Below are 21,339 nucleotides of genomic sequence, written 5' to 3'. Positions count from 1 at the left end.
AGTATACTGTCCCGACGTCACATCCGCAACTACGGCTTGCTTAAATGCTATACTGAAACGACGTTGTACCTTTTCCATCGCCCGGCTCCTGTTGGTAGGTAATTACTACCTGTCAACTTATTCCCGGACGAGACAACTATTTACTATTCACTGTTTACTGTTCACTCCGATGAAACTGGTTTCAGCTAGTGCGTCAAAGCCCATGTTACGATATTCGCCCCAAACCTCAACGCTTCCTGTCGCACCGATTCGGGGTCGCCATGGACTTCCGGATCGGCCCAGGCATCGCTTGGATTGGACTCGTACGTATAGTAAACCACCAGACGTCCTTTGGAGAAGATGCCAAACCCCTGCGCGGGCTTGCCGTCATGCTCGTGCGACTTCGGGACGCCGTTCGGGAAATTGAACTGACAGCTGTACAGCCCGTACGTGAAAGGAAGCTCTACAAGGCTTTGATCGGGGAAGACCTTTTTCATCTCGCGTCTGAACGCCTTGTCCATGCCGTAGTCATCGTCTGCGTAAAGAAATCCGCCGTTCGCCAGAAATGAACGGAGCCGCTGGACTTCGTAGTCGGAGAACTGAATGTTCCCGTGACCCGTCACGAAGAGAAACGAGTATGAAAAGAGTTTCTCGCTGGAAAGGTCCACGAACTCGTAGCGCGGGTCGACATCGATGGTCGTATTGGCTTTGACGAACCTGAGCAGATTTGGTTCGGCCGACGGGTCGTTATACCAGTCACCGCCGCCGCTGTATTTCAGTCGGGCAATGCGGAATTGGCTCTCCACACGCTGTTGGGCAACGGCTCCTGCGGCGAAGAGCGAAACCAAGACAATTGTCGAGAAAAGTGATCGCTTCATATATATTCAATGTAGAAAAACAACCAGAGAGAATCAAAAGAGATGATGTTTGCCGGCCAAACGGCGTATTCTCAGCAATTTACCTGAGGAAAGTGCCGCACAGTGTCTGCGATTTTGTTTTTTCTGAACATGGTTCTTGACAAACGGCCGCCGCGATCGTATATTGCTTGTGTCTTCGATGAAGACACGTAGCAGCTTATCAAGAACGGCTGAGGGAACAGGCCCTGTGAAGCCGTAGCAACCGTTCCGAGCAATCGGGAGCCAGGTGCTAACTCCTACTCGGTGACATCGTCACCGGGAAAGATGAGCTCGGAGAGTTTGGATATTACCTCTTCTGGCATATCGACCCGGAAGAGGTTTTTTGTTTTATAACCTCTTCAGCGGCCTTCCGTCTCATCATCCTGGTAAGCTCCTGCATTGTGGTACGATCAATTGCTGAGCATGTGCGGTGTTCCATGGATTTGTTTCCGTCCCTGCTCAACAATTCCTGACGAACGAAAACACAATCATACTTCAATCATACGTTCACATTTCAAGGAGCATCTATGAGCAGCAACGGAAAACCCTCGGTACGTCACTTCGAGACTCTGCAACTCCATGCGGGGCAGCAGGCAGATCCCACAACACACGCGCGCGCCGTACCAATTTATCAAACCACGTCGTTCACGTTTGACAACGCGGACCATGCCGCGTCGTTGTTCGCGCTGCAGCAGTTCGGGAACATCTACACGCGTATCATGAACCCCACGACTGCAGTATTTGAAGAACGGATCGCCGCACTGGAGGGGGGTGTCGGAGCGCTTGCTGTCTCGTCGGGTCAGGCGGCTGAGTTTCTCGCGCTCTCGACGATCGTACAGGCAGGAGAAAACATCGTCTCAACAAGTCTTCTGTACGGCGGCACCTACAATCTCTTCAAGGTTACACTGCCTCGTTTGGGAATTGACACGAAGTTTGTCGATGGCGATGATCCGGCGGACTTCGAAAAACTCATCGATTCGAAAACAAAAGCTCTCTATATCGAAACGATCAGCAACCCACGTCTGAAGGTGCCGGATTTTGAAGCCATTGCGAAAGTGGCGCATAGTCATAAGATCCCGTTGATTGTCGACAACACATTCGGTGCAGGTGGATATCTTTGCCGCCCCTTCGACCACGGTGCGGATATCATCGTTCATTCGGCCACGAAATGGATTGGCGGGCACGGGACATCGATTGGCGGAGTGATTGTCGATTCTGGGAAATTCGACTGGGGGAACGGGAACTTTCCTGTCTTTACGCAACCCAGTCCTGGTTACCACGGCCTTAATTTCTGGGAAACGTTCGGCTCCAAAAGCCCCTTCGGAAATATCGCGTTCATCATCCGTGCGCGCGTAGAACAGCTCAGGGACTTCGGACCTTGCCTGAGTCCATTCAACTCATTCCTTTTCATCCAGGGACTCGAGACGCTCTCGCTGCGCGCCGAACGCCACAGCCAGAACGCGCTCGCGCTCGCGCAATGGCTGCGGAAACACCCGCTGATTGAGTGGGTGACGTACCCCGGTCTCGAGGATCATCCGTCGCATGCGATCGCCAAGAAATACCTGTATCGCGGCTTGTATGGCGGCATGCTTGTGTTCGGCATCAAGGGGGGACTCGAAGCGGGAAGGAAATTCATCAACAACCTGAAACTTGCGAGTTTGCTTGCGAATGTTGGTGACGCGAAGACATTGGTCATTCATCCCGCATCAACCACGCATCAGCAACTCAACGCGAAAGAGCAGCTTGAATCCGGCACGACTCCCGATCTCGTCCGGGTTTCTGTCGGGATCGAGCATATCGAAGACATCATTGCTGATTTCGAACAAGCGCTAAACGCGGTGGAAGTTGCCTAACAAGCGTTCGATGGCAGACCCGTCAGGATTTCTTTTGATTGCTCCACGAAACCTGACGGGTCTTACTCTTTTCCGCTGCTCAAAAAAATCCCCGCGCAGGCTTAGCTCCCGCGCGGGGATGGAGGTGCAACGTGATTGAAGCGGGAAGGGTGGAAGCCCCCCGCTGAAACCTGGAACGCTGATGAAGGCGTCCTTCGCCGTGTGTTGGTCCGGAAGAAGGGCGCCTTCGACTTTGTCAGTCCATGATCTTCCGCAAGAACGCCGGTTTCTCAGGATCTGCCTTATCGATCTTCTCGTTCCCTTTGTCGGGTTCGCGCTGGGCCTGGATCGAGATGTCGATCCCGCGGCGCAGGAAGGTCGGTTCTTCGAACTTCTGAAGATCGCCCGGTCCCGAGGGGATGCGATCGATGAGCCTCGTGGCAGGCTTCGGCGGCTGTTTGGCCGCGACTGCCTTCCTGTTGAAGCCCGTCGCGATGACGGTGACCATGATTTCATCCTTCATGTTTTCATCGATAACCGTACCGAGAATGACGTTCGCGTCATCACCGGCGGCATCATGAATGACACTGGTCGCTTCATCGACTTCCACAAGCGACATGTTTTTGCCACCCGTGACGTTGATCAGGATGCCCTGGGCGCCGGCAATGGAGACGCCGTCAAGCAGCGGGCTGGAGATTGCAGCGTGCGCAGCTTCCGTTGCCCGGTTTTCACCGGTCGCGACGCCGGAACCCATCAACGCATCACCCATTTCGCGCATGACGGTGCGGACGTCGGCAAAATCCACGTTGATAAGCCCTGGAACGGTGATCAACTCCGAGATGCCACGCGTGGCATTGTGCAGGACGTCATTTGCCAGCTCGAATGCATCCATCAACGGCGTATGCCTGTCGATGACATCAAGCAGTTTCTGATTTGGTATGACGATCAGGGTGTCGACCTGTTTCTTGAGTTCCTCGATCCCTTCTTCCGCCTGACCGGTACGGCGTTTTCCTTCGCTGTTGAAAGGCCTCGTCACGATGCCGACGACGAGAGCGCCGAGACTCTTGGCGATGTTTGCTACGATGGGTCCTCCGCCGGTTCCGGTTCCGCCTCCCATCCCGGCGGTCACAAAGACCATGTCGCTGCCGGTCAGGGCGCGGGCGATCTCCTCACGGTCCTCCTCTACTGCCCGGTGGCCGATGGTAGGATCTGCGCCGGCACCAAGGCCCCGGGTCAGGGTTTTCCCGACCTGGATTTTCTGCGATGCCTTGTTGCGTTCCAGCGCCTGGACGTCAGTGTTGATGGCGATAAAATCAACGCCAACCAACCCTTTGTCAATCATGCTGTTGACGGCGTTTCCACCACCACCGCCAACGCCAACCACACGAATCTTTGCCCCGCGGTCCGCTAAGGTGTCAAGTTCAATCACGGTAACATCTCCTTTAGTTAGTGGGTTGTAAGTTTGTATGTGTCAAATTCTGATTCATTTTCAGTTTGCAGTCTACAGATGGCAGACCGTCATTGTGTGAGTGTCTTTTGAAAACCAATCAACATTGCGATTATTTCGTCTACCTCTTTGAACATCTCTGAATGCGTTGCCTGAGAGATATACTCATTTACCAGAGCGACATCCATGCACCCGACACATTCATGGCCTGAACGAATCGCATAGTCCAGGAATTTGGCAAACTCCTTGTCGGAGCGATTGCCTGCGCCTTCAGCGATATTCAAGACGATAGAATCTGAGGCGCGACGAAACTGAGATGTCAATGAAAAAAGTTCATCCTTTGGGAATCTTTTCGTCGCAGAGCGCACAGTCTTTGTGAATTCCAGAGCTTTGACATACACCTTGAGTTTTCGGAAATTATGCATGACTAAATTCTAGGCATCAACCTGCTGTCTGTAATCTGCAATCTGCTCTCTGCAATCTTCCTACAGCTCGTCAAACCAGGTTTTCATCCTGTTAAAAATATTCTTCACAGATCCTTTGCCCTTTTCGGGGGTCACACTTGCCGTGATCGCAGAACGGTCGCGATGCTTGAGTTCGTGGATGACAAGCCCCACACCGGTGGCATAGATCGGGTTTTCGATTTCATGAATCAGGCCGGCGCTGAACCCTGAGGGTATGCCGATCTTCACCGGCATGCCGAGAACTTCGCGCGCAAGGTCCGCTGTCCCCTTGATGAGCGATCCGCCACCCGTCAGCACAACGCCCGCCGAGAGGTGCTTAGAATACCCGGAGCGCTTGATTTCCATCGAGGCAATTTCCAAAATCTCTTCCATCCGCGGCTGAATCACCTGGCAGAGCAGCTTCTTGTCAATCTCGATCGGGGGGCGGCCGCCAATTCCCGGCAGAATGATCGGCTCGTTGTTGACGATAGCCGACATGAACGCGTAGCCGTGTTCCTGTTTGATCCGTTCGGCCTGTTCTGTGAGGATGCCCAGGCCTTTGCGGACATCGTCTGTCACTTTCTTGCCCGCAATGCCGATGACGGCGGTATGCCTGATGGTTCGCTCCTCGAACACGGCGAGATCGGTCGTGCCGCCGCCGATGTCAAGCAGCGCCACGCCGACTTCCTTTTCTTCGTCGTCGAGCACAGCATAGCTCGATGCAAGCGGCTCAAGAACCATATCGTTGACGTGCAAGCCCGCGCGCTGAACACACTTGTAGATATTCTGCGCTGCGGTCACAAGTCCGGTGATGATGTGCACGATTGCTTCCATCCGAACGCCCGCCATGCCCACGGGGTCATAGATGCCATCCTGGCCGTCGACGATAAACTGCTGAGGGATGACGTGAATGATCTTGCGGTCCGAGGGGAGCGCAACCTTTTTCGTGTCCTCGATAAGCCTGTCAACATCTTCCTGCGTAATCTCATTATCAGGCCGGCTGATTGCGACGACGCCGCGGCTCTGAAAGCTTTGAATATGGTCGCCGGCGATCCCCACAGTCACAGAGGAGATCTTTACTCCCGACTGGGCCTGGGCGTCTGCAACGGCGGCTTGAATCGAGCGGACAGTCTTTTCTATGTTCGTGACCACGCCGCGGGTCAGTCCATCGGACGGGCTTCGGCCGATGCCGAGGATGTTCAGCTTTCCCGGATGATTCTCATCGGGCGCGGCGACGATGGCGCACACCTTTGTCGTACCTATGTCAAGACCAACAGCGATATCCTGTGTCATACAGCGATGTTTTCCTTTCAATCCTGATCGGAGTGATCAATCAATCCCGACAGCGGGACGTGGAGATCTAGATGTTCTTCTTGTTCCAGCGAACGACGACCTGATCGTCGAACCGAAGGTCGACGTACTGCAGATTATCAGATCCGCGCTCGCGGACGATGCTATTCCAAAACGATTCCAATCGAATCAGCTTGTTCGCAATTTCCCCGCGGCCGAAGATGATCGGCACACCCCATTCAGCTGCATACAGCACAATGTCGCCGCCATTCCGGAGACGCACTTCAGACAGCAAATGGGATAGTTCCTTGTTCACCAGCTTTGAGGTTGCGAGAATCTGCAGCGCCTCTTGAATGTCCGGATGCTTGATGATCGTACCCGGTGTCAACACCAGTCCGTCCGGCATTCCCGTCAGCACGGGTAAATCGAATAACTGTTTCGACATCGAATGAGGAAGGACAACGCCGTCTTCGTCGAGGTACAATATCTCTGCACTGTTGATGATCGCAAGCGGCACGCGCTCTTTGACTGTAACCTTCAGTGTTGCCGGCAAATCACGCTCGATCACCGCATCCTTGATAAAATGATGACTGAGGATATCCCGCCTCACAGCCGCGAGATCCACATCCTGGAGTTGCGAGTTCTTCGGCACCTTGATCAGCTGCGTGATTTCCGCTGTCTCGACGATGCGGTTTCCTTCGATTGTTACACGTTTCACTTTCAGATTTGACTTCCAGAGGTTCGCCGAGACAATCAGCCCTGCCGCCAGCAGGAGCAGCCCGACAAATCCGAATTTCAATGTTCTGTGAGCGCTCATGCGACCTTCTGCCTCACTTCATCCGAAAAGCCGACCAGCTTCACTTCGAGCTCGAGAAGAACGCCGGTGTTCTGATGGACGGTGCGCCGCGTGAGATCCATCAGTGTCACGACATCTATGGCTTTCGCGTCGCCAAGGTTGACGATGAAATTCGCGTGTTTCTCGGATATCTGGGCACTCCCGACCCGCTTTCCCTTCAGGCCTGCCTGCTCGATGAGTTTCGCAGCGAACATCCCCGGCGGGTTCTTGAACATGCTGCCGGAGTTCGGAAGCGTCAGCGGTTGTGTGGTGTTCCGTTTCAGGATGTGCTCCCGGCGTCGTCGAATCAGTTCTTCCTTGTCCCCTTTCGGGAGCCGAAATGAAGCACTCAACACGATGTCTTTGCCAAAGCCCGAATGCCGATACGAAAAGTCGGCCTGTTCTTTCGCAATTGTCTGAAGACGACCATCGCGAAACACTTCCACGTCAACGATGTGATCTGCTGTTTCGCCTCCATGCGCCCCGGCGTTCATCACGATGCAGCCGCCGACGCTCCCCGGGATCCCGGCGAGCATTTCAACTCCGGCTAATTCCTGTTGTATGCAGAAATCCACAAACTTCGACCAGTGTGCGCCCGCTTCTGCTATCACGAGATCTCCCTGCATGGAGACGTTGGCCAGCGATGACTCAAGATTAATCGCCGCGCAGCGGATTCCGTCGTCACTGATAATAATGTTGCTTCCGCGTCCGAGCATCAGGTGCGGATAGTTGTTCTTCTGAAAGTATTGAACGATCTCCACCAGGTCCTGCTTATCGGCAGGCTCGACATAATAGTCCGCCGGTCCGCCTACGCGCATCGATGTATACTTCGACATCGGCTCGTTGATGGCGATGTATCCGCGGAAAAAGGGCTTTATGTCGCTCAGTGTGACCATAGTTGTAAAAGCACAAATTGTTGATTGGTGATTGGTTAATTGGTGGGTCAACATCTGACCAATTAACTATTTAACCAATTAACTTCTTAACCTTTCATCTTCTTCAAAAACTCTTCCCCAAACTTCCAGATATCTCCCGCGCCCATGGTGATCACAATGTCGCCGCTCTTGACGATCGACGCTAGATGATCGGGCACCTGTTTCTTGTCCGGGACGTACTGGGCATCCTTGTGGCCGAAGCGCTTGGCCGCGTTGACGATCAATTCTCCCGAGATGCCCTGGATTGCTTCTTCCCGCGCAGGGTAGACGTCTGTTACAATGAGCACGTCCGAGAGAAGGAATGACTTCCCGAAGTCCTCATAGAAATCGCGCGTCCTCGTATAGAGATGAGGCTGAAAAACGCACACCACGCGCCGCCGCCATCCGGCCTTGACGCCTGCAAGCGTCGCGCGGCACTCTGTGGGATGATGGGCATAATCGTCATACAGCGTAATCCCCTTGACGTCGCCCTTCTTTTCCCAGCGTCGGTACACACCGGAAAACTTTTCGATACCGGCCTTCACCTTATCGAACGGCACGCCAAGCTGCAGACCCACGGCGATTGCAGCGAGTGAGTTCTGGACGTTGTGATTCCCGGGGACTTGAATGGTGACGTGTCCCAGGTCGGCACCGTTGTAGACGACGGTGAACGTCGAGGTATTGTCTTTGTGACTGATATCGACTGCCTGCACGTCAGCCTGCGGATTCAATCCGTAGGTGATGATCTTTTTCTTGATGAGCTGCGGCATGATGTCGAGCAATGCCGGCTCGTCGAGGCACAGGACGATAAATCCATAGAACGGGACTTTCGAGGCAAATTGTATGAAGGCACCCTTGATGTCCTCGAGATCCCGGTAACAATCGAGATGATCGGTTTCCAGTGTCGTCATGACCGCGACCGTCGGAGTAATCGAAAGAAAAGACCGGTCGAATTCGTCAGCCTCGACGACAATGAAATCACCGTGGCCGAGCCGCGCATTCGTGCCGCCGAGGCCGCTCAGCTTGCCGCCGACGATGACCGTCGGATCAAGATTTCCTTCCATAAGTACCAGGCTGACCATCGATGTCGTCGTGGTTTTGCCATGGGTGCCCGCGATACCGATGCCGTACTTCAGCCGCATGACTTCGGCAAGCATTTCAGCACGGCGGATGATGGGGATCTTGCGCCGCTGCGCTTCGAGTACCTCGGGATTGTCGAGCGAAACGGCAGACGAATAGACCAATGCGTCGACGTCGTCGACGATGTTCTCTGCCCGATGACCTTCGAAAACACTCGCGCCGAGTTTTTGCAGCCGTTCGGTGACTTCCGAGAGACCGCGATCAGATCCGCTGACACGGAAACCCTGGTCGAGCAGTATCTCAGCGATGCCGCTCATCCCTATGCCGCCAATACCGACAAAATGAATTTTCTTTATGGATGAGAACATGAATGTCCAGTGTTAAACGTGGTTGAATTCAGAAGTTAGAATTCAGAATCCAGAATCCAGAATCTCCCTGCTGACTCCTGACTTCTGCATTCTGTCTTCCATCAAGTGCTCTCTAGAGCGTTTTCCTTCTTCTCATCCCGAACCGTCGTTGACGCCCTTTCGGGACATGGTTTGCGATCCGTTCCATTTCGGCAACAAGTTCCCGGTCCCTTTCATAGCGGCCGACGCGGATCCGGAACAAACGCTTGCGCGCTTTCATCTTGAAGACGATCAGCTGAAAATGCCCGGCGGTCTGCACCATGCGCTCGCGGCCAATATGCATCCACTCAATGTCGGAGAACAGAATCTCACGTTCCCTGCTGTGGGAGTGAAAGATCATCCGGTCGTCTGTGATCACGAGTTTGCGGTTGCGCCCCAGGTTCAGCAGCAGGGTGACAAGCGCAATGGCGACGAAAAACATCATGATGTATACGATCGGGTCTTTGAACACGAACGAAAACTGGTTCTCGAAGAAACTTCCCTTTATTCCCGCGTACATGAGGAAGACCAGCAGGTACAGCAATGCCTGCTGATAGTAGAAGTCGAGTTTATATTTGAACGTTCGTTGACCCATACGGTTCTATCGAATCATTCCCAGAATTGCTGTTGCGATTTCCCGGCTGGCCCCGGGCTTCCCCAGCCGGGCGCTTGCCGTGCTCATCGTGTCCAATCGCCGCGAATCGTTCATCAGCCCAAGCACGATCGCCCGAAGATTCTGTCGTACATCCTTGTCGGCGATCATCACTGCCGCACCGCCGTCTGCGAGAGACCGGGCGTTGTGTGTCTGGTGGTCTCCAGCCGCAGAAGGATACGGAACGAGTATTGCCGGTTTTCCAACCTTCGTCAGCTCAGCCAGGGTCGTCGCACCTGAGCGGCAAACGACCAGGTCTGCGGCCCCGAAGGCAAATTCCATCCTGTCAATGAATGGGCCAAGCCAGCCAATATCCTTACCGGCAGCGGCCTTCTGTACTCGTTCGTAATCGCCTTGCCCCGTCTGCCAGACGAGTTGTATGCCGGCTTTGAGAAGCTCCCGAAGCGATTGGAGAACCGCGTCGTTGATGGATGCAGCCCCGAGGCTTCCGCCGAACACCAGGAGTGTTTTTTTCTCCGCTGCAATATGAAAGAACGAGCGGCTTTCTTCCTGTGTCACCGTTCCCAGGATCTCACGAGTCGGCGTTCCGACAAGGCGGACATGATCGGTCCGCTTCAGCCATCGCCGTGCCGCATCAAATGCTATGAAGACTGCGGTCACCCGTTTCGCGAGAACCCTCGTTGTCACGCCGGGAAAGCTGTTCGATTCGTGGATCACCGTCGGAATGCCGAGCAGCGAAGCGGCGAACAGGATCGGTCCGCACACATAGCCGCCGGTGCCGATGACGATATCCGGGCGAAACTGACGTATGACAAAGAGCGATTGAACGAAAGAAACAACCACTTTGACCGGGAAAAGGAGATTGTCGACCGTCAATCTCCTGTGGAACCCGCTGATCCAAATCGTTCGAAAAGGGTAGCCGCGCAGAGGCACGACCCTTGCTTCGATTTTCCCTTTTGTTCCGAGGAACAGAAACCTCGAAGACGGCTCCAACCGCTTGATTTCATCAGCGATCGCCAGGGCAGGGAAGAGATGCCCTCCTGTTCCACCGCCGGCGAGCAAAATGTTTGGAGCCTGTGTTCCCAACTCAATTCCTTGCTGGCTGCGGAATCGGCTCCGCAGCGTCCGGTCAATACACCTTTGCTGTCTTGTCTTCTATCAGCGGTGCCGCGAGGGGCTGTTCCGGCACTTTCTCGGCGCGCGGATGCATGTCCGTCTGTGCCGAGATATTCAAGAGGACGCCGACAGCGAACGACGTAAAGAGCAGCGACGAACCGCCATAGCTCACGAACGGCATTGGCAAACCGGTCGTCGGGAGGATTCCCAGCGTCACGCCGGCATTGACAAGCGCATACAATGTGACGACGCTCGTGATGCCGATTGCGAGCAACCGGCCGAACTCGTCACGGGCGAACTTCGCGATCTTGAAGCCGCGAAGCATAATGATGAGAAAAACCGTCATGAAAAAAATCGTCCCGACGGCGCCATACTCCTCGCCGACGATGGAGAAGACAAAATCGCCGTACGACTCGGGAAGAAAGAAATCACGCTGCTTGCTGAGCCCCGGTCCGACGCCAAACAATCCGCCATTGCCGAATCCGATGATGCCCTGCATCAGCTGATAACCGACTTTTCCGCCGCTCGAGCTTCCATCCAGAAACATGTGGATACGCTGCATCACGTGGGGACGCGTCAAGGCGACGCCAACCAGCACCGGTATCGCCGCGGCCATCGTGCCGAGCAAATGCGAAAACCGTGCGCGGCTGATGAAGAGCATGACCATGCTCATGAGGATAATCATCGATCCCGTGCTGAAATTCGGCTGCAGGAGGACAAGCCCCGCAACGGTCCCGATCCAGATCATCATGGGCATGAAGCCCTTCTTCAAATCCCGGATCATGTCCCCTTTTGTTGAGATGAGCGCGCACAGGTGGAAGAGGAGCGCGAACTTCGCGAACTCAGACGGCTGCAAGCCCAATCCGCCAAACCGCAACCACCGCGTGGCTCCTTTGACTTCGCCGCCCAGGACCAGCGTGACCATCAGGAATGCGATGGAAAGGATCACCGCAGGCTTTGTCCATTTTTTGTATTTCCTGTAATCGATCGTCATGCCCACGAACAACGCCACCAGGCCGAGAAGAACCTTCATGGCGTGCAGATTGAGCAGCCGGTTGCTTTCTCCGAACTTTTCCATCGCCCATGTCGATGATGCGCTATAGACGACGGCGAGGCTCAGCACCATCAGAATCAGAACGGTGACGAGCGTCGGCAGATCAATATGATTTCGCTGTGATCGTTTCATTGAATCAGTATCTCTTTGTCGAAATGCTTCCTACAGATTCTTCACAAGTTCTTTAAACACACGGCCGCGCTGTTCGTAGTTTTCGAACCAATCGAATGAAGCGCAGGCAGGGGAGAGGAGGACCACATCACCTTCCCGGGCAAAACTCTGCGCGGCGAGCACCGCTTCGTCAATCGACTTCGCGCGCTGCAACGGCTTGATCCCGGCAAATGCCTGTTCGACCTTGTCGGCCGATTCGCCCATGGCTACGATGGCCCGAACATTCTTCCGGACCAGCTCAGTAATCCTGGAGTAGTCATTTCCCTTGTCTCGTCCGCCGAGCATCATGATGATGGGACGATCGAAGGCCTGGAGAGCATACCAGACCGCGTCAATGCTCGTTGCCTTGGAGTCATTGTAGAACCGCACGCCGTTGACTTCCCGGACAAATTCCTGCCGGTGTTCCACTCCCCTGAAATTCCTCAACGTCGCCCGGATGGAGGCGGGGCCGACGCCTGATAACTGTCCCACGAGCGACGCAGCCATCGCGTTGTACAGGTTGTGAGGACCCTTGATGCTGATGTCGTCCACGCCTATGATCTCGTACCGTTTTCCGCTAAGGACTGTCACAAGTTTTCCGCCTTCTTGAAATGCCCCTTCCGCAAGTGTCTGCCGGATGCTGAAGGGGATGCGTCTGCACCGGGCCTTCTGCGCCAATTTCGATGTCCATTCGTCATCTGCATCGTAGAGCAGGACATCATCGCCGGCCTGGTTCATGAAGATGCGGGCCTTCGCTTCCGCATACTTCTCCATGGAGTGGTCGTAGCGATCCATGTGATTCTGCGTAATGTTCAGGATCGCGGAGATGCGCGGCCGGAACGTATCACAATGATCGAGCTGGAAGCTGCTTATCTCCAGAACTGCAGTAGCTGCCGGATCCAGTTCCAGAACGACAGATGAGAATGCCGTGCCGATGTTGCCCGCAACTGCATGCTTTTTCTTTGCATCGCCGAGGATCCTCCCGATCAGGGTGGTCGTCGTTGTCTTCCCATTCGATCCGGTAATGGCGACGATGGGAGAACGGCAAAACCAGCTCGCGACCTCTACCTCGCTGACGACATTAATTCCGCGTTTTCGGGCTTCCATCACCACGGGAGCGTTTGTCGGTACTCCCGGGCTGATGACCATCAAAGAACACTCGTACACTCGTTCGGAATGTCCGCCCAGTTCGTGCGCGATGCCGAGATCGCTTAACGACCGGGCTTCCGCCTGCAGCTTCTCCGCTCCGGTCTTGTCGCTGACGAGGACCAGAGCTCCCGCATTGTGCAGCAACCGCGCGACTGCGATGCCGCTCCGTGCAGCGCCAATGACGGAGATACTTTTTCCGCGAAGCTGCGCACCATCCATGAATCTTCAGTTCCCGCTGCTCAAGATCCGGCGGTCAACGTACCTTGAACGTCGCCAGACTCAAAATCATGAAGAGAATCGCGATAATATAGAATCGCGTCACAATTTTCGGCTCGGGCCACCCGAGCAATTCGAAGTGATGATGAATCGGCGCCATCTTGAAGACACGGCGCCCTTCACCGTACTTCTTTTTCGTGTACTTGAAATACAATCGCTGGACGATAACGGAGACAGTCTCCATCAGGAAAACGCCGCCGAGTGTCGGCAGCAGCAGTTCCTTCTTCATGAGCACGCACATAGCGCCGACGACACCGCCAAGAGCAAGCGACCCCGTGTCGCCCATGAATACCTGGGCTGGATAGGAGTTGAACCAGAGGAAGCCGAGCGCCGCCCCCACCAGCGCAGCGCAATAGATCGCAAGTTCACCATTACCCTTGAGAAACGGAATCGTGAGGTATTTGCTCCATTCTGCGTGACCGGAAACGTATGCGATGATCGCCAGTGTCAACGCCACGATTCCCACAGTGCCGATGGCCAGGCCGTCGAGTCCGTCTGTCAGGTTTACGGCGTTGGATGTCGCCGTGATGATGAAGATGACAATCGGGATGTAGAACAACCCCAGGTCGAACTCCAGATGCTTGAAGAATGGAACAGTCGTCTTCGATTTCAGGGCGACGAGGGTTGGGTCGATCCACTGAGGATGGAAATAGATGACACCGCCGACCACGAGTCCGACCACGACTTGTCCCACAATCTTGTATCGTCCGATGAGCCCTTTTGGCTTCTTCTTCACAACTTTCAAAAAATCATCCAGGAACCCGACAGCGCCGAGAACAATTGTCACGAAGAGAATGAGAAGGACATAGCCGTTCCTAAGGTCGTTCCACAACAGGGCGGGAATGACGAGCGATGCAAGAACGATGAGTCCCCCCATGGTCGGCGTGCCCGCCTTGCTGAGGTGGTTCTTAGGTGCTTCCAACTTTGCGGCTTCACCGATCTGATGCTTCTTCAGCATGCGGATGATTTTTGGTCCCAGCCAGAAGGCGATCACCAGCGCAGTAACGGCCGACAGTCCGGCACGAAACGTTATATACTGGAACAGGCCGAAGCCGGGGATATGAAATTTCTTATCGAGATATGAGAAGAGGTAATACAGCATCGTTCTCGTTCCTAGGCTGCCTGATCAGGTGCGTTCTGAGTTGGTTTGAATCGTTCTTCGAGAAACGCCACCACTTCTTCCATTTTCATTCCCCTGGAACCTTTGACAAGCACAACATCGCCCGGCGAAATCAACTCTGCGAGGTGCTCACACAGCGGCTTCTTTTCGGCAAAGTGCGACTTGAACACCACGGTCGATTCAATGTGAGTGTTCTGCGAAAGAGGGCCGTAGGTCAGGAGATGCCGTACTCCGGATTTCGCTACTTCCCGGCCGATCCGCCCGTGTTCGTCTGCTGCGTTTTTACCGAGTTCCAGCATGTCCGCCAGGACTGCAATCTTCTTGCCCTTTGAGATCACGCCCTCGAGCACGTTCAACGCGGCGAGGGCTGAATCCGGATTGGAGTTGTACGTGTCGTTCAGCACTGTGATGCGGTCCAACTTCAGAACCTGCATGCGCTTGCTGGCGCTAGTAAACGAAGAAAGGGCTTCCGCTATTCTTTTTGCCGGGACCTTGAACGCCAACCCGACCGCCGCGGCAGCCAGCGCGTTCATCGCATTATGGTGTCCGGGGACGGCGACCTGCACGCGGAACGCTTTCTTTCCTTTCGGCTTCATTTCCAGGAGCGCGCGGGCGTTATCGTCAAAGGAAAGAATCTTTCCCTTCAACATCGCAGGCCCTTTGTTGAATCCGAATGTGATTGCCTTCCTGAGTCCCTTCGCCTGTTTCCGGACGCGAACGTCATCCTGGTTGATGAAACCGACGGCTTTCGACCGCCTGTTCTTCCGAATCCACTCGAACGCTTCCCCTTCAGCCTTTGCTACACCCTCGACGGTGCCGAAAAACTCCAGATGTTCACGGCCGACGTTTGTGATCAGCACGTGTGTTGGCTCCGCAACGGAACAGAGATGGGCGATCTCTCCAAAATGGTTGGTGCCGATCTCGACGACCGCAATCTGATGCTGCCGCTCCAGGCGCAGCAGTGTTTGCGGCACGCCGATATGGTTGTTCAGATTGCCTTCCGTGCTCAGCACGCGGAACTTTGTCCGGAGCACCGAGGAAACCATCTCCTTCGTCGTTGTCTTTCCGTTGCTTCCTCCGATAACTACGACCGGGATCTTGAATTTCTTCCGGTGAAGATTCGCCAGTTGTCCAAACGCTGTGACGGTATCTTCGACGATCAGCCGGGGCAGGTTCAGACTCGAAACCATGATCGGGTTCGCTTCAGCCCACTTCGCGTCAGCGATGATCGCAGCGGCACCCGACTCGACCGCCTTCGTGATAAAATTATGTCCGTCGAATTTTTCTCCATGCAGCGCGATGAAGAGCTTCCCATGCCCGACTGTCCGCGAGTCGGTCGAAATGCCGTCGCACAGCAGGCCCTTTGATCGCTCGAAGCCGAGCGCCTGAACGTGGGGAAGAGCCAGTATATCTTTTCCCGTGAACGTCATCCGCGGACACAATCCTCGATAACTTCCCGATCACTGAAATGAATCTTCTCTTTACCGATCACCTGGTACTCTTCGTGCCCCTTGCCAGCGACGAGAATGACGTCGCCAGTGCGAGCCTGCCGCAGCGCCGCATGAATAGCAGTTTTCCGGTCGACCTCCTGTGACACCGAGGCTTCACGTGAAATTCCCCCGACGATCTCGTTGATAATCTGTTGAGGGTTTTCCGTTCTCGGATTGTCCGACGTGACAATGACGATGTCGCTGAGACTTCCGGCGATCTTGCCCATCAAAGGTCTCTTGGTCCGATCTCGGTCTCCGCCTGCGCCAAATACCGTGATGATGCGCCCGCGATCTCGTTCTGGCAGTACGTCGTGAATCGTTCGAAGACACTTCTCAAGAGCATCCGGCGTATGAGCATAGTCGACGATAGCGGTCCAGCCCTGCGGTGAAGTGATGCGCTCGAACCGGCCGCGCACATTCTTCAGGCTGCTGATCCCGGATGCGATCTTCCCGTGTGGATAGCCGAGGGCCATTCCCGCAGCGTATGCAGAAAGAACATTATAGACATTGAATCGACCGACCAATGGCGACGTGATCGGGTGCTCTTCGTTTCCCGACCGGACCGTGAATATTGTTCCGTCCAACGAGAGCCGGATATCCCTGGCCTGAACGTCGGCGTTCTCCGTGACCGCGTACGAAATCGTGCGGGCTTTTGTCGCCGCAACGATCTTCCTTCCCCATGGATCATCAGCGTTCGTGACAGCGACGGCATCTCCGGAAAGACCGTCGAACAGAAGTTTCTTCGCTCTGAAGTATTCTTCCATCGTCCGGTGGTAGTCGAGATGGTCCTGCGTCAGGTTCGTGAACACCGCAACGTCGTACTCGATGCCGTACACTCTTGACTGATGGAGCGCATGCGAGGAGACTTCCATCGAAACCGCCTTGCATCCGGAATTCTGTATCTGCGCGAGGATGTCATTCAGCTCCAGGGATTCCGGCGTCGTGTGGGAGGCAGGAACTACCTGGTCACCCAGGATATACTCGATTGTACCGATGAGCCCGGCTCGCTGTCCGGCTGTTTCCATAATTGACTTGATGATATGCGTTGTCGTCGTTTTGCCGTTCGTTCCGGTCACGCCTACCATCGTCAGTGCTTGCGAGGGAGACCCGAAATAGTTGGCCGACATGAGCGCAAGTGCCTTCCGGCTGTCGGGGACGACGACCTTCACCACGTGCGTGTGCATGAAGTACGAGTCCGGCAGTGTCAGGTCATCTTCGAGCACAATGACCTTTGCGCCTCGTTCGATCGCTGCTTCGACAAACTTGTGGCCGTCGGTTCCGGCGCCGCGCAGGGCGACGAAGCAATCACCGCGCTCAACTTTTCGCGAGTCGTACTGAACCCTGTGCACGTCGATATCGCCGGTGACCAGGAAATGGCCAAAGGTGAGCTCGAACAGCTTCGTGACTTCGATCCCCTCGAGGAGTTTTCCCAAATTCATGTGTTGCCGTTTCCTTGGCGCTCTATGCGATCTTCCCCGAGCCGACTTGTCCCGGTGTTTTCCACCAGGGCGTTGTACATCAGAAACGTTTCGGCTCGGACAAAGATTGCTGCTTCACACTTCAGTACAGAACCGCTGAGACAATCGTTTTAGGCTCGCACACCAGACGGATCGTCATACCCGGCTGTGTCTTCTGCCCGGCGGCGGGAATCTGCTCTACCACGACGCCCGAACCGCGCACCTTGATATCAAAATCGTCTACCACAAGCCGGTTGATGGCACGGCGCAAACTCATCCCCCTGACATCCGGAACCGTTGGCGTTCCATTTGCATCTTCAATTCCGGTACTGTTCAACACCAGCTGGACGACGTCATCTTTCTCGACATGCTTCCCGGGTTCCGGTACCTGGCGCACAACAATGTCACCTGTGCCGATGGTCTGCGATTTCAATCCATGGCCTTCGAGCAGGCGGCCGGCAATCACGACCTGCAGAGTTCGCACGTCGGGCACGCTGATGCCATTGCTGGGGGCTGTCTGCTCTTTCGGTTGCGGTTTCTTCGTGAACCGCCCTGTCGTATTGATGATCCTCTCGGCGATTGATCGGAAGACCGGGCCGCTCGTCAACCCGCCATAGTAAGCTCCGCCGCGGGGGTTGTCAAGCATCACGAGGCACACAACCTGCGGGTCCTCCACGGGAAAGAACCCCACGAACGATCCCGTATAGCTTCCGGCCCCGTAGTGTCCGTCGATAACTTTTCTCGATGTTCCGGTTTTGCCCGCGATGCGGACCCCCTGGATGCGCGTTTCCTTTGCTGTTCCGCGCTCGACAACTCCTTCGAATGCCTGCGTCAGCAACGCGGCGGTTTGCTCGGATATCACTTTCCGGATCAACTGCGGCTTGTTTTCCCTCAGGACTTCGCCGGAGTTGTCCTGGATTTTTGAAATGATGTACGGCCTCATGAGGATGCCTTTGTTCGCCACAGCCGCGTACGCGCAGGCAATCTGCAGCGGTGTGACGGCTACCTCGTAGCCATAGGCCAAAGTCTGAAGCGTTGTGCCGGACCATTCGTTGGGCTTCTTCAGCCGGCCGCGCACTTCGCCCGGAAGATCAACCCCTGAGGGAATGCCGAAGCCGAAGTTGCGGGCCTGCACGTAAAGTCTTTCGGGGCCGAGGGTTGGGGCCAGTTTGGCCATCACGATATTGCTCGAAAGCTCGATAGCCTCCTGAAACGTGATCCAGTCGTACGGGTGCGTGTCCGAGATCGTGCGGGGCTTTCCCTTTGCGCCGGTGGCCACGACGTATTTCCCGTGCTCCGCATAGAATTTTTTCTCAGGTGTCACGAGTCCATTTTCATATCCGGCTGATGCCGTGACGATTTTGAACACTGAACCGGGCTCGAACACATCTGTCACAACTCTGTTGCGGGCAGCGTTCACATCAAAGGAGTTTGGATCATTCGGATTGAGGCCCGGAAAATTTGCGAGGGCCAGGATTTCCCCGGTTTTCGGATTGAGCATCACAGCGAGTCCGGCTGCGGCCTTGTTCACCGCGACACCGCGCTTCAGTTCTTCTTCAACGATCGACTGGTACGCGAGATCGATGGTGAGGACGATGCTGTTGCCGTCGCGTGGTTCGAGGCGCGGATAATCAACCGAAGGACGCGCGCGCCCCAACCCATCGCGCTGCATCACTACGGAGCCATCCTTGCCGCGCAGGTACTCGTCGAATTCAAATTCGAGACCTGAAATTCCCTTGTTGTCTACGTCAGTAAACCCAATCAACGTACCGGCCACTTCATCGTAATGATAGAGGCGTTTCGCTTCGTCCATGGCCACCACGCCGATGAGTTTCCGCGATTCGAGGCGTTTCGCGATGTCGTTGGGTACCCGGCGTTCAAGCCACACAAATCGTTTGGGCGCTCCCGATGTCGTGACGCTGTGAAGCTTCGAAAGATAAAACGAGCGGGGTTTGCCGAATGCGCCGGAAAACTGGACGGCAATGTCAGTGGCATTGTCAGCAACGACTTTCGGATCCGCCGCGAACGAGACATACATCGAATTCGAAGCGAGCACATTCACGTTGCGGTCGTACATGTTTCCCCGCGCCGAGGGAAGAATGAATGTCTGTTCGTACTGCTTCCGGGCGATGGTCTGGTACTTCGACGCTTCGATGACCTGGATGTGAATCAGACGTCCGGCGATGACGATGAAGAACACGGCGAACGCGAGCTTCAGCACAAACAGGCGTCCACGCGGCTGCTGCGGCGTCTCCGGTTGTCGGGACGGCGGCAGTGATTGTTCCGGTATTTTCTTCTGCTCTGGCATCAGTGTGCGCGCGATGCTTCCTCGATGGTGCGAATCTTTTCCTGGTCCACGTCGATCCAGCCGGGAACATCAGCCGGGTTCTTCAAACCCAACTCATCCTCCGCACGCCGGCGTATGCGCTCGAGGCTGGACATTTGATTGATGTGTGCGCGCAGGGCTTCCTGGTCGCTCTGGATTTCCTGCAGCCGCACCTCGCTCTTGTGAATGTCATTGACAAGCTGATTCACGGCAATCACATTGCTGATGTACAGAACAATCGTTGCAGCAGATCCCATCAGAATCAATATGATGGTGAACGGCGAGACCTTGCGTTGAGTGTACTTCCGGTTGACCGGCGGCTGAGTTGTCCCGGGCGGAAGTTCGGCCTGCGGGGGAATGGGCATCGTGCCGCCATAAATCATCCGACGCTGTTGCGGCCGCGGCGAGGACACCTGTGCCCGCCCGCTGTGCTGGGGCGGATCAGGGCTCATCGCCCGTTCGGCGAGTATCTCAGCGCTATTTCTATAAACCTTTGCCATACAAGAAGTTGGAGTGTCCTCACGCTGTCGGTCGCGAACCAGACGCCGCGCGTTCTATATTCTCTCTGCTGCTCTAAGCTTTGCGCTTCGCGATCGGGGATTGAGGCTGCACTCTTCCTCAGTAGCCTCGACCGGTTTCTTCGTCAGGATCCGCAGCTTCGGTTCCAGTATCGTATCGGGGACCAGCTTGTTCCCCGAAGGCCGAATCAACGCCGCCTCGCGCTTGAACGTCTCTTTGACAATTCTGTCTTCGAGCGAGTGATAGGAGATCACGACCACGCGGGCGCCGGGCTTCAACAGCGCGATCGCCTGCGCGAGAGCTCCGGTTAAACTCTCAAGCTCCCGATTCACCTCGATCCGAAGAGCCTGGAAGACTCTCGCCAATGTCTTGATCAGGAATCTTTCTCCGACGACGCTCCTCACGAGAGCGACAAGCTCCCCCGTCGTCTCGAGCGGCGCTCCGGTTCTTTGCCGCACTATTGCGCGGGCGAGAGACCGGGATGCCCGTTCCTCGCCATACTTCCAGATAATTCCTGCCAGCTCCGTCTCATCGTACTGATTGACAACGGTCCGCGCATCGAGCGACTGCGAAGGATCCATGCGCATGTCGAGTCGATCATCACCGCGAAAACTGAATCCTTTGGACGGTTCATCGAGCTGATGAGACGAGACACCAAGATCGAACAGGATTCCGCCGATCTGGCTGATCCCCCGCTGGGAGAGCGCTGCGGATATGTTTCGAAAATTTTCGTGAACGAGAATTCCTCGCTCACCAAACAATGACAATCGTGCTGCTGCGAATTGAATGGCGTCGGGGTCGGCATCAAAGCCGACCAGCACCCCGGTGGGATCAAGTCGTTGAAGAATTGATTCCGCATGGCCGCCCCCCCCGAGTGTCGCATCGACATACAGGCCATCTGTCGATGTGATGAGCCAAGCCAGGACTTCTTCACGTAGGACCGGCGTATGATAGGATGCCACGCGCA

General features: G+C 55.2%; 17 protein-coding genes and 1 riboswitch. Of the genes, 1 reads left to right on the top strand and 16 read right to left on the bottom strand.

Translation table 11 applies throughout. The features are described from left to right. Window positions 1–185: 185 nt before the first annotated feature. Window positions 186–857: a DUF4159 domain-containing protein gene (locus NTU47_05135; protein MCX6133183.1), complete on the bottom strand. Its 672-nt coding sequence runs from the start codon at window positions 855–857 to the stop codon at window positions 186–188. 193 nt (window positions 858–1,050) lie between these two features. Beyond that, a riboswitch (SAM riboswitch) is annotated at window positions 1,051–1,167 on the top strand. A gap of 235 nt (window positions 1,168–1,402) precedes the next feature. Between NTU47_05135 and NTU47_05130 the strand changes: the two genes are divergently transcribed. Beyond that, window positions 1,403–2,728 carry an O-acetylhomoserine aminocarboxypropyltransferase/cysteine synthase gene (locus tag NTU47_05130; GenBank protein ID MCX6133182.1) on the top strand — a complete coding sequence of 442 codons (1,326 nt, stop codon included), beginning with the start codon at window positions 1,403–1,405 and terminating at the stop codon, window positions 2,726–2,728. A gap of 235 nt (window positions 2,729–2,963) precedes the next feature. On the opposite strand, the gene ftsZ is transcribed toward NTU47_05130, so the two are convergent. The 15 genes from ftsZ to rsmH all read right to left on the bottom strand — a co-directional run bounded on the left by ftsZ (window position 2,964) and on the right by rsmH (window position 21,334). Next, a complete protein-coding gene (ftsZ, locus tag NTU47_05125) occupies window positions 2,964–4,136 on the bottom strand; it encodes a cell division protein FtsZ (protein ID MCX6133181.1) in 1,173 nt (390 codons plus the stop codon). 503 nt (window positions 4,137–4,639) lie between these two features. Beyond that, complete coding sequence (gene ftsA / locus NTU47_05120) at window positions 4,640–5,890, bottom strand: cell division protein FtsA (protein MCX6133180.1); 1,251 nt, start codon at window positions 5,888–5,890, stop codon at window positions 4,640–4,642. 67 nt (window positions 5,891–5,957) lie between these two features. Continuing rightward, window positions 5,958–6,704 (bottom strand): FtsQ-type POTRA domain-containing protein, encoded by a 747-nt coding sequence (locus tag NTU47_05115; protein MCX6133179.1) that lies wholly within the window; start codon window positions 6,702–6,704, stop codon window positions 5,958–5,960. Further along, the gene (gene murB, locus NTU47_05110) at window positions 6,701–7,618 is read right to left on the bottom strand and encodes a UDP-N-acetylmuramate dehydrogenase (protein ID MCX6133178.1); all 918 of its coding nucleotides are present in this window, start codon (window positions 7,616–7,618) and stop codon (window positions 6,701–6,703) included. Before murB ends, NTU47_05115 begins: the two co-directional genes overlap by 4 nt. Before the next feature lie 86 nt (window positions 7,619–7,704). Then, on the bottom strand, window positions 7,705–9,084 hold the full coding sequence (gene murC, locus NTU47_05105; protein MCX6133177.1) for a UDP-N-acetylmuramate--L-alanine ligase: 1,380 nt from the start codon (window positions 9,082–9,084) through the stop codon (window positions 7,705–7,707). Between the two features lie 112 nt (window positions 9,085–9,196). Then, window positions 9,197–9,697, bottom strand: coding sequence for a hypothetical protein (locus tag NTU47_05100; protein ID MCX6133176.1), 501 nt, complete (start codon window positions 9,695–9,697; stop codon window positions 9,197–9,199). A gap of 6 nt (window positions 9,698–9,703) precedes the next feature. After that, window positions 9,704–10,801, bottom strand: coding sequence for an undecaprenyldiphospho-muramoylpentapeptide beta-N-acetylglucosaminyltransferase (gene murG / locus NTU47_05095; protein MCX6133175.1), 1,098 nt, complete (start codon window positions 10,799–10,801; stop codon window positions 9,704–9,706). Between the two features lie 43 nt (window positions 10,802–10,844). Beyond that, entirely contained in the window at window positions 10,845–12,017 is a 1,173-nt protein-coding gene (locus NTU47_05090; protein MCX6133174.1) for a putative peptidoglycan glycosyltransferase FtsW, read from the bottom strand. Window positions 12,018–12,047: 30 nt separating this feature from the next. Beyond that, entirely contained in the window at window positions 12,048–13,403 is a 1,356-nt protein-coding gene (gene murD / locus NTU47_05085) for a UDP-N-acetylmuramoyl-L-alanine--D-glutamate ligase (protein MCX6133173.1), read from the bottom strand. Between the two features lie 34 nt (window positions 13,404–13,437). After that, window positions 13,438–14,562, bottom strand: a complete 1,125-nt coding sequence (gene mraY / locus NTU47_05080) for a phospho-N-acetylmuramoyl-pentapeptide-transferase (GenBank protein MCX6133172.1) — start codon at window positions 14,560–14,562, stop codon at window positions 13,438–13,440. An 11-nt stretch (window positions 14,563–14,573) separates the two neighbouring features. Then, window positions 14,574–16,010 carry a UDP-N-acetylmuramoyl-tripeptide--D-alanyl-D-alanine ligase gene (gene murF, locus NTU47_05075; protein ID MCX6133171.1) on the bottom strand — a complete coding sequence of 479 codons (1,437 nt, stop codon included), beginning with the start codon at window positions 16,008–16,010 and terminating at the stop codon, window positions 14,574–14,576. Next, window positions 16,007–17,509: a UDP-N-acetylmuramoyl-L-alanyl-D-glutamate--2,6-diaminopimelate ligase gene (locus NTU47_05070; GenBank protein ID MCX6133170.1), complete on the bottom strand. Its 1,503-nt coding sequence runs from the start codon at window positions 17,507–17,509 to the stop codon at window positions 16,007–16,009. The genes murF and NTU47_05070 overlap by 4 nt, the downstream gene beginning before the upstream one ends. A gap of 121 nt (window positions 17,510–17,630) precedes the next feature. Beyond that, a complete protein-coding gene (locus NTU47_05065; GenBank protein MCX6133169.1) occupies window positions 17,631–19,835 on the bottom strand; it encodes a penicillin-binding transpeptidase domain-containing protein in 2,205 nt (734 codons plus the stop codon). Continuing rightward, a complete protein-coding gene (locus NTU47_05060) occupies window positions 19,835–20,353 on the bottom strand; it encodes an FtsL-like putative cell division protein (GenBank protein ID MCX6133168.1) in 519 nt (172 codons plus the stop codon). The genes NTU47_05065 and NTU47_05060 overlap by 1 nt, the downstream gene beginning before the upstream one ends. A gap of 54 nt (window positions 20,354–20,407) precedes the next feature. After that, complete coding sequence (gene rsmH, locus NTU47_05055) at window positions 20,408–21,334, bottom strand: 16S rRNA (cytosine(1402)-N(4))-methyltransferase RsmH (protein MCX6133167.1); 927 nt, start codon at window positions 21,332–21,334, stop codon at window positions 20,408–20,410. Between the last annotated feature and the right edge of the window lie 5 nt (window positions 21,335–21,339).

It is taken from the genome of Ignavibacteriales bacterium (assembly GCA_026390595.1).
Classification (GTDB): domain Bacteria; phylum Bacteroidota; class Ignavibacteria; order UBA10030; family UBA10030; genus UBA9647.
Note: the sequence above shows the minus strand (reverse complement) of the source record. Positions and strands in the feature narration are given on the sequence as shown.

What these genes read in the sequence shown, in the direction of transcription:
- NTU47_05135 (MCX6133183.1), bottom strand. Translation starts at nt 857, where the DNA reads ATGAAGCGATCACTTTTCTCGACAATTGTCTTGGTTTCGCTCTTCGCC.
- NTU47_05130 (MCX6133182.1), top strand. Translation starts at nt 1,403, where the DNA reads ATGAGCAGCAACGGAAAACCCTCGGTACGTCACTTCGAGACTCTGCAA.
- ftsA (MCX6133180.1), bottom strand. Translation starts at nt 5,890, where the DNA reads ATGACACAGGATATCGCTGTTGGTCTTGACATAGGTACGACAAAGGTG.
- NTU47_05115 (MCX6133179.1), bottom strand. Translation starts at nt 6,704, where the DNA reads ATGAGCGCTCACAGAACATTGAAATTCGGATTTGTCGGGCTGCTCCTG.
- murB (MCX6133178.1), bottom strand. Translation starts at nt 7,618, where the DNA reads ATGGTCACACTGAGCGACATAAAGCCCTTTTTCCGCGGATACATCGCC.
- murC (MCX6133177.1), bottom strand. Translation starts at nt 9,084, where the DNA reads ATGTTCTCATCCATAAAGAAAATTCATTTTGTCGGTATTGGCGGCATA.
- NTU47_05100 (MCX6133176.1), bottom strand. Translation starts at nt 9,697, where the DNA reads ATGGGTCAACGAACGTTCAAATATAAACTCGACTTCTACTATCAGCAG.
- NTU47_05090 (MCX6133174.1), bottom strand. Translation starts at nt 12,017, where the DNA reads ATGAAACGATCACAGCGAAATCATATTGATCTGCCGACGCTCGTCACC.
- murD (MCX6133173.1), bottom strand. Translation starts at nt 13,403, where the DNA reads ATGGATGGTGCGCAGCTTCGCGGAAAAAGTATCTCCGTCATTGGCGCT.
- mraY (MCX6133172.1), bottom strand. Translation starts at nt 14,562, where the DNA reads ATGCTGTATTACCTCTTCTCATATCTCGATAAGAAATTTCATATCCCC.
- murF (MCX6133171.1), bottom strand. Translation starts at nt 16,010, where the DNA reads ATGACGTTCACGGGAAAAGATATACTGGCTCTTCCCCACGTTCAGGCG.
- NTU47_05070 (MCX6133170.1), bottom strand. Translation starts at nt 17,509, where the DNA reads ATGAATTTGGGAAAACTCCTCGAGGGGATCGAAGTCACGAAGCTGTTC.
- NTU47_05065 (MCX6133169.1), bottom strand. Translation starts at nt 19,835, where the DNA reads ATGCCAGAGCAGAAGAAAATACCGGAACAATCACTGCCGCCGTCCCGA.
- NTU47_05060 (MCX6133168.1), bottom strand. Translation starts at nt 20,353, where the DNA reads ATGGCAAAGGTTTATAGAAATAGCGCTGAGATACTCGCCGAACGGGCG.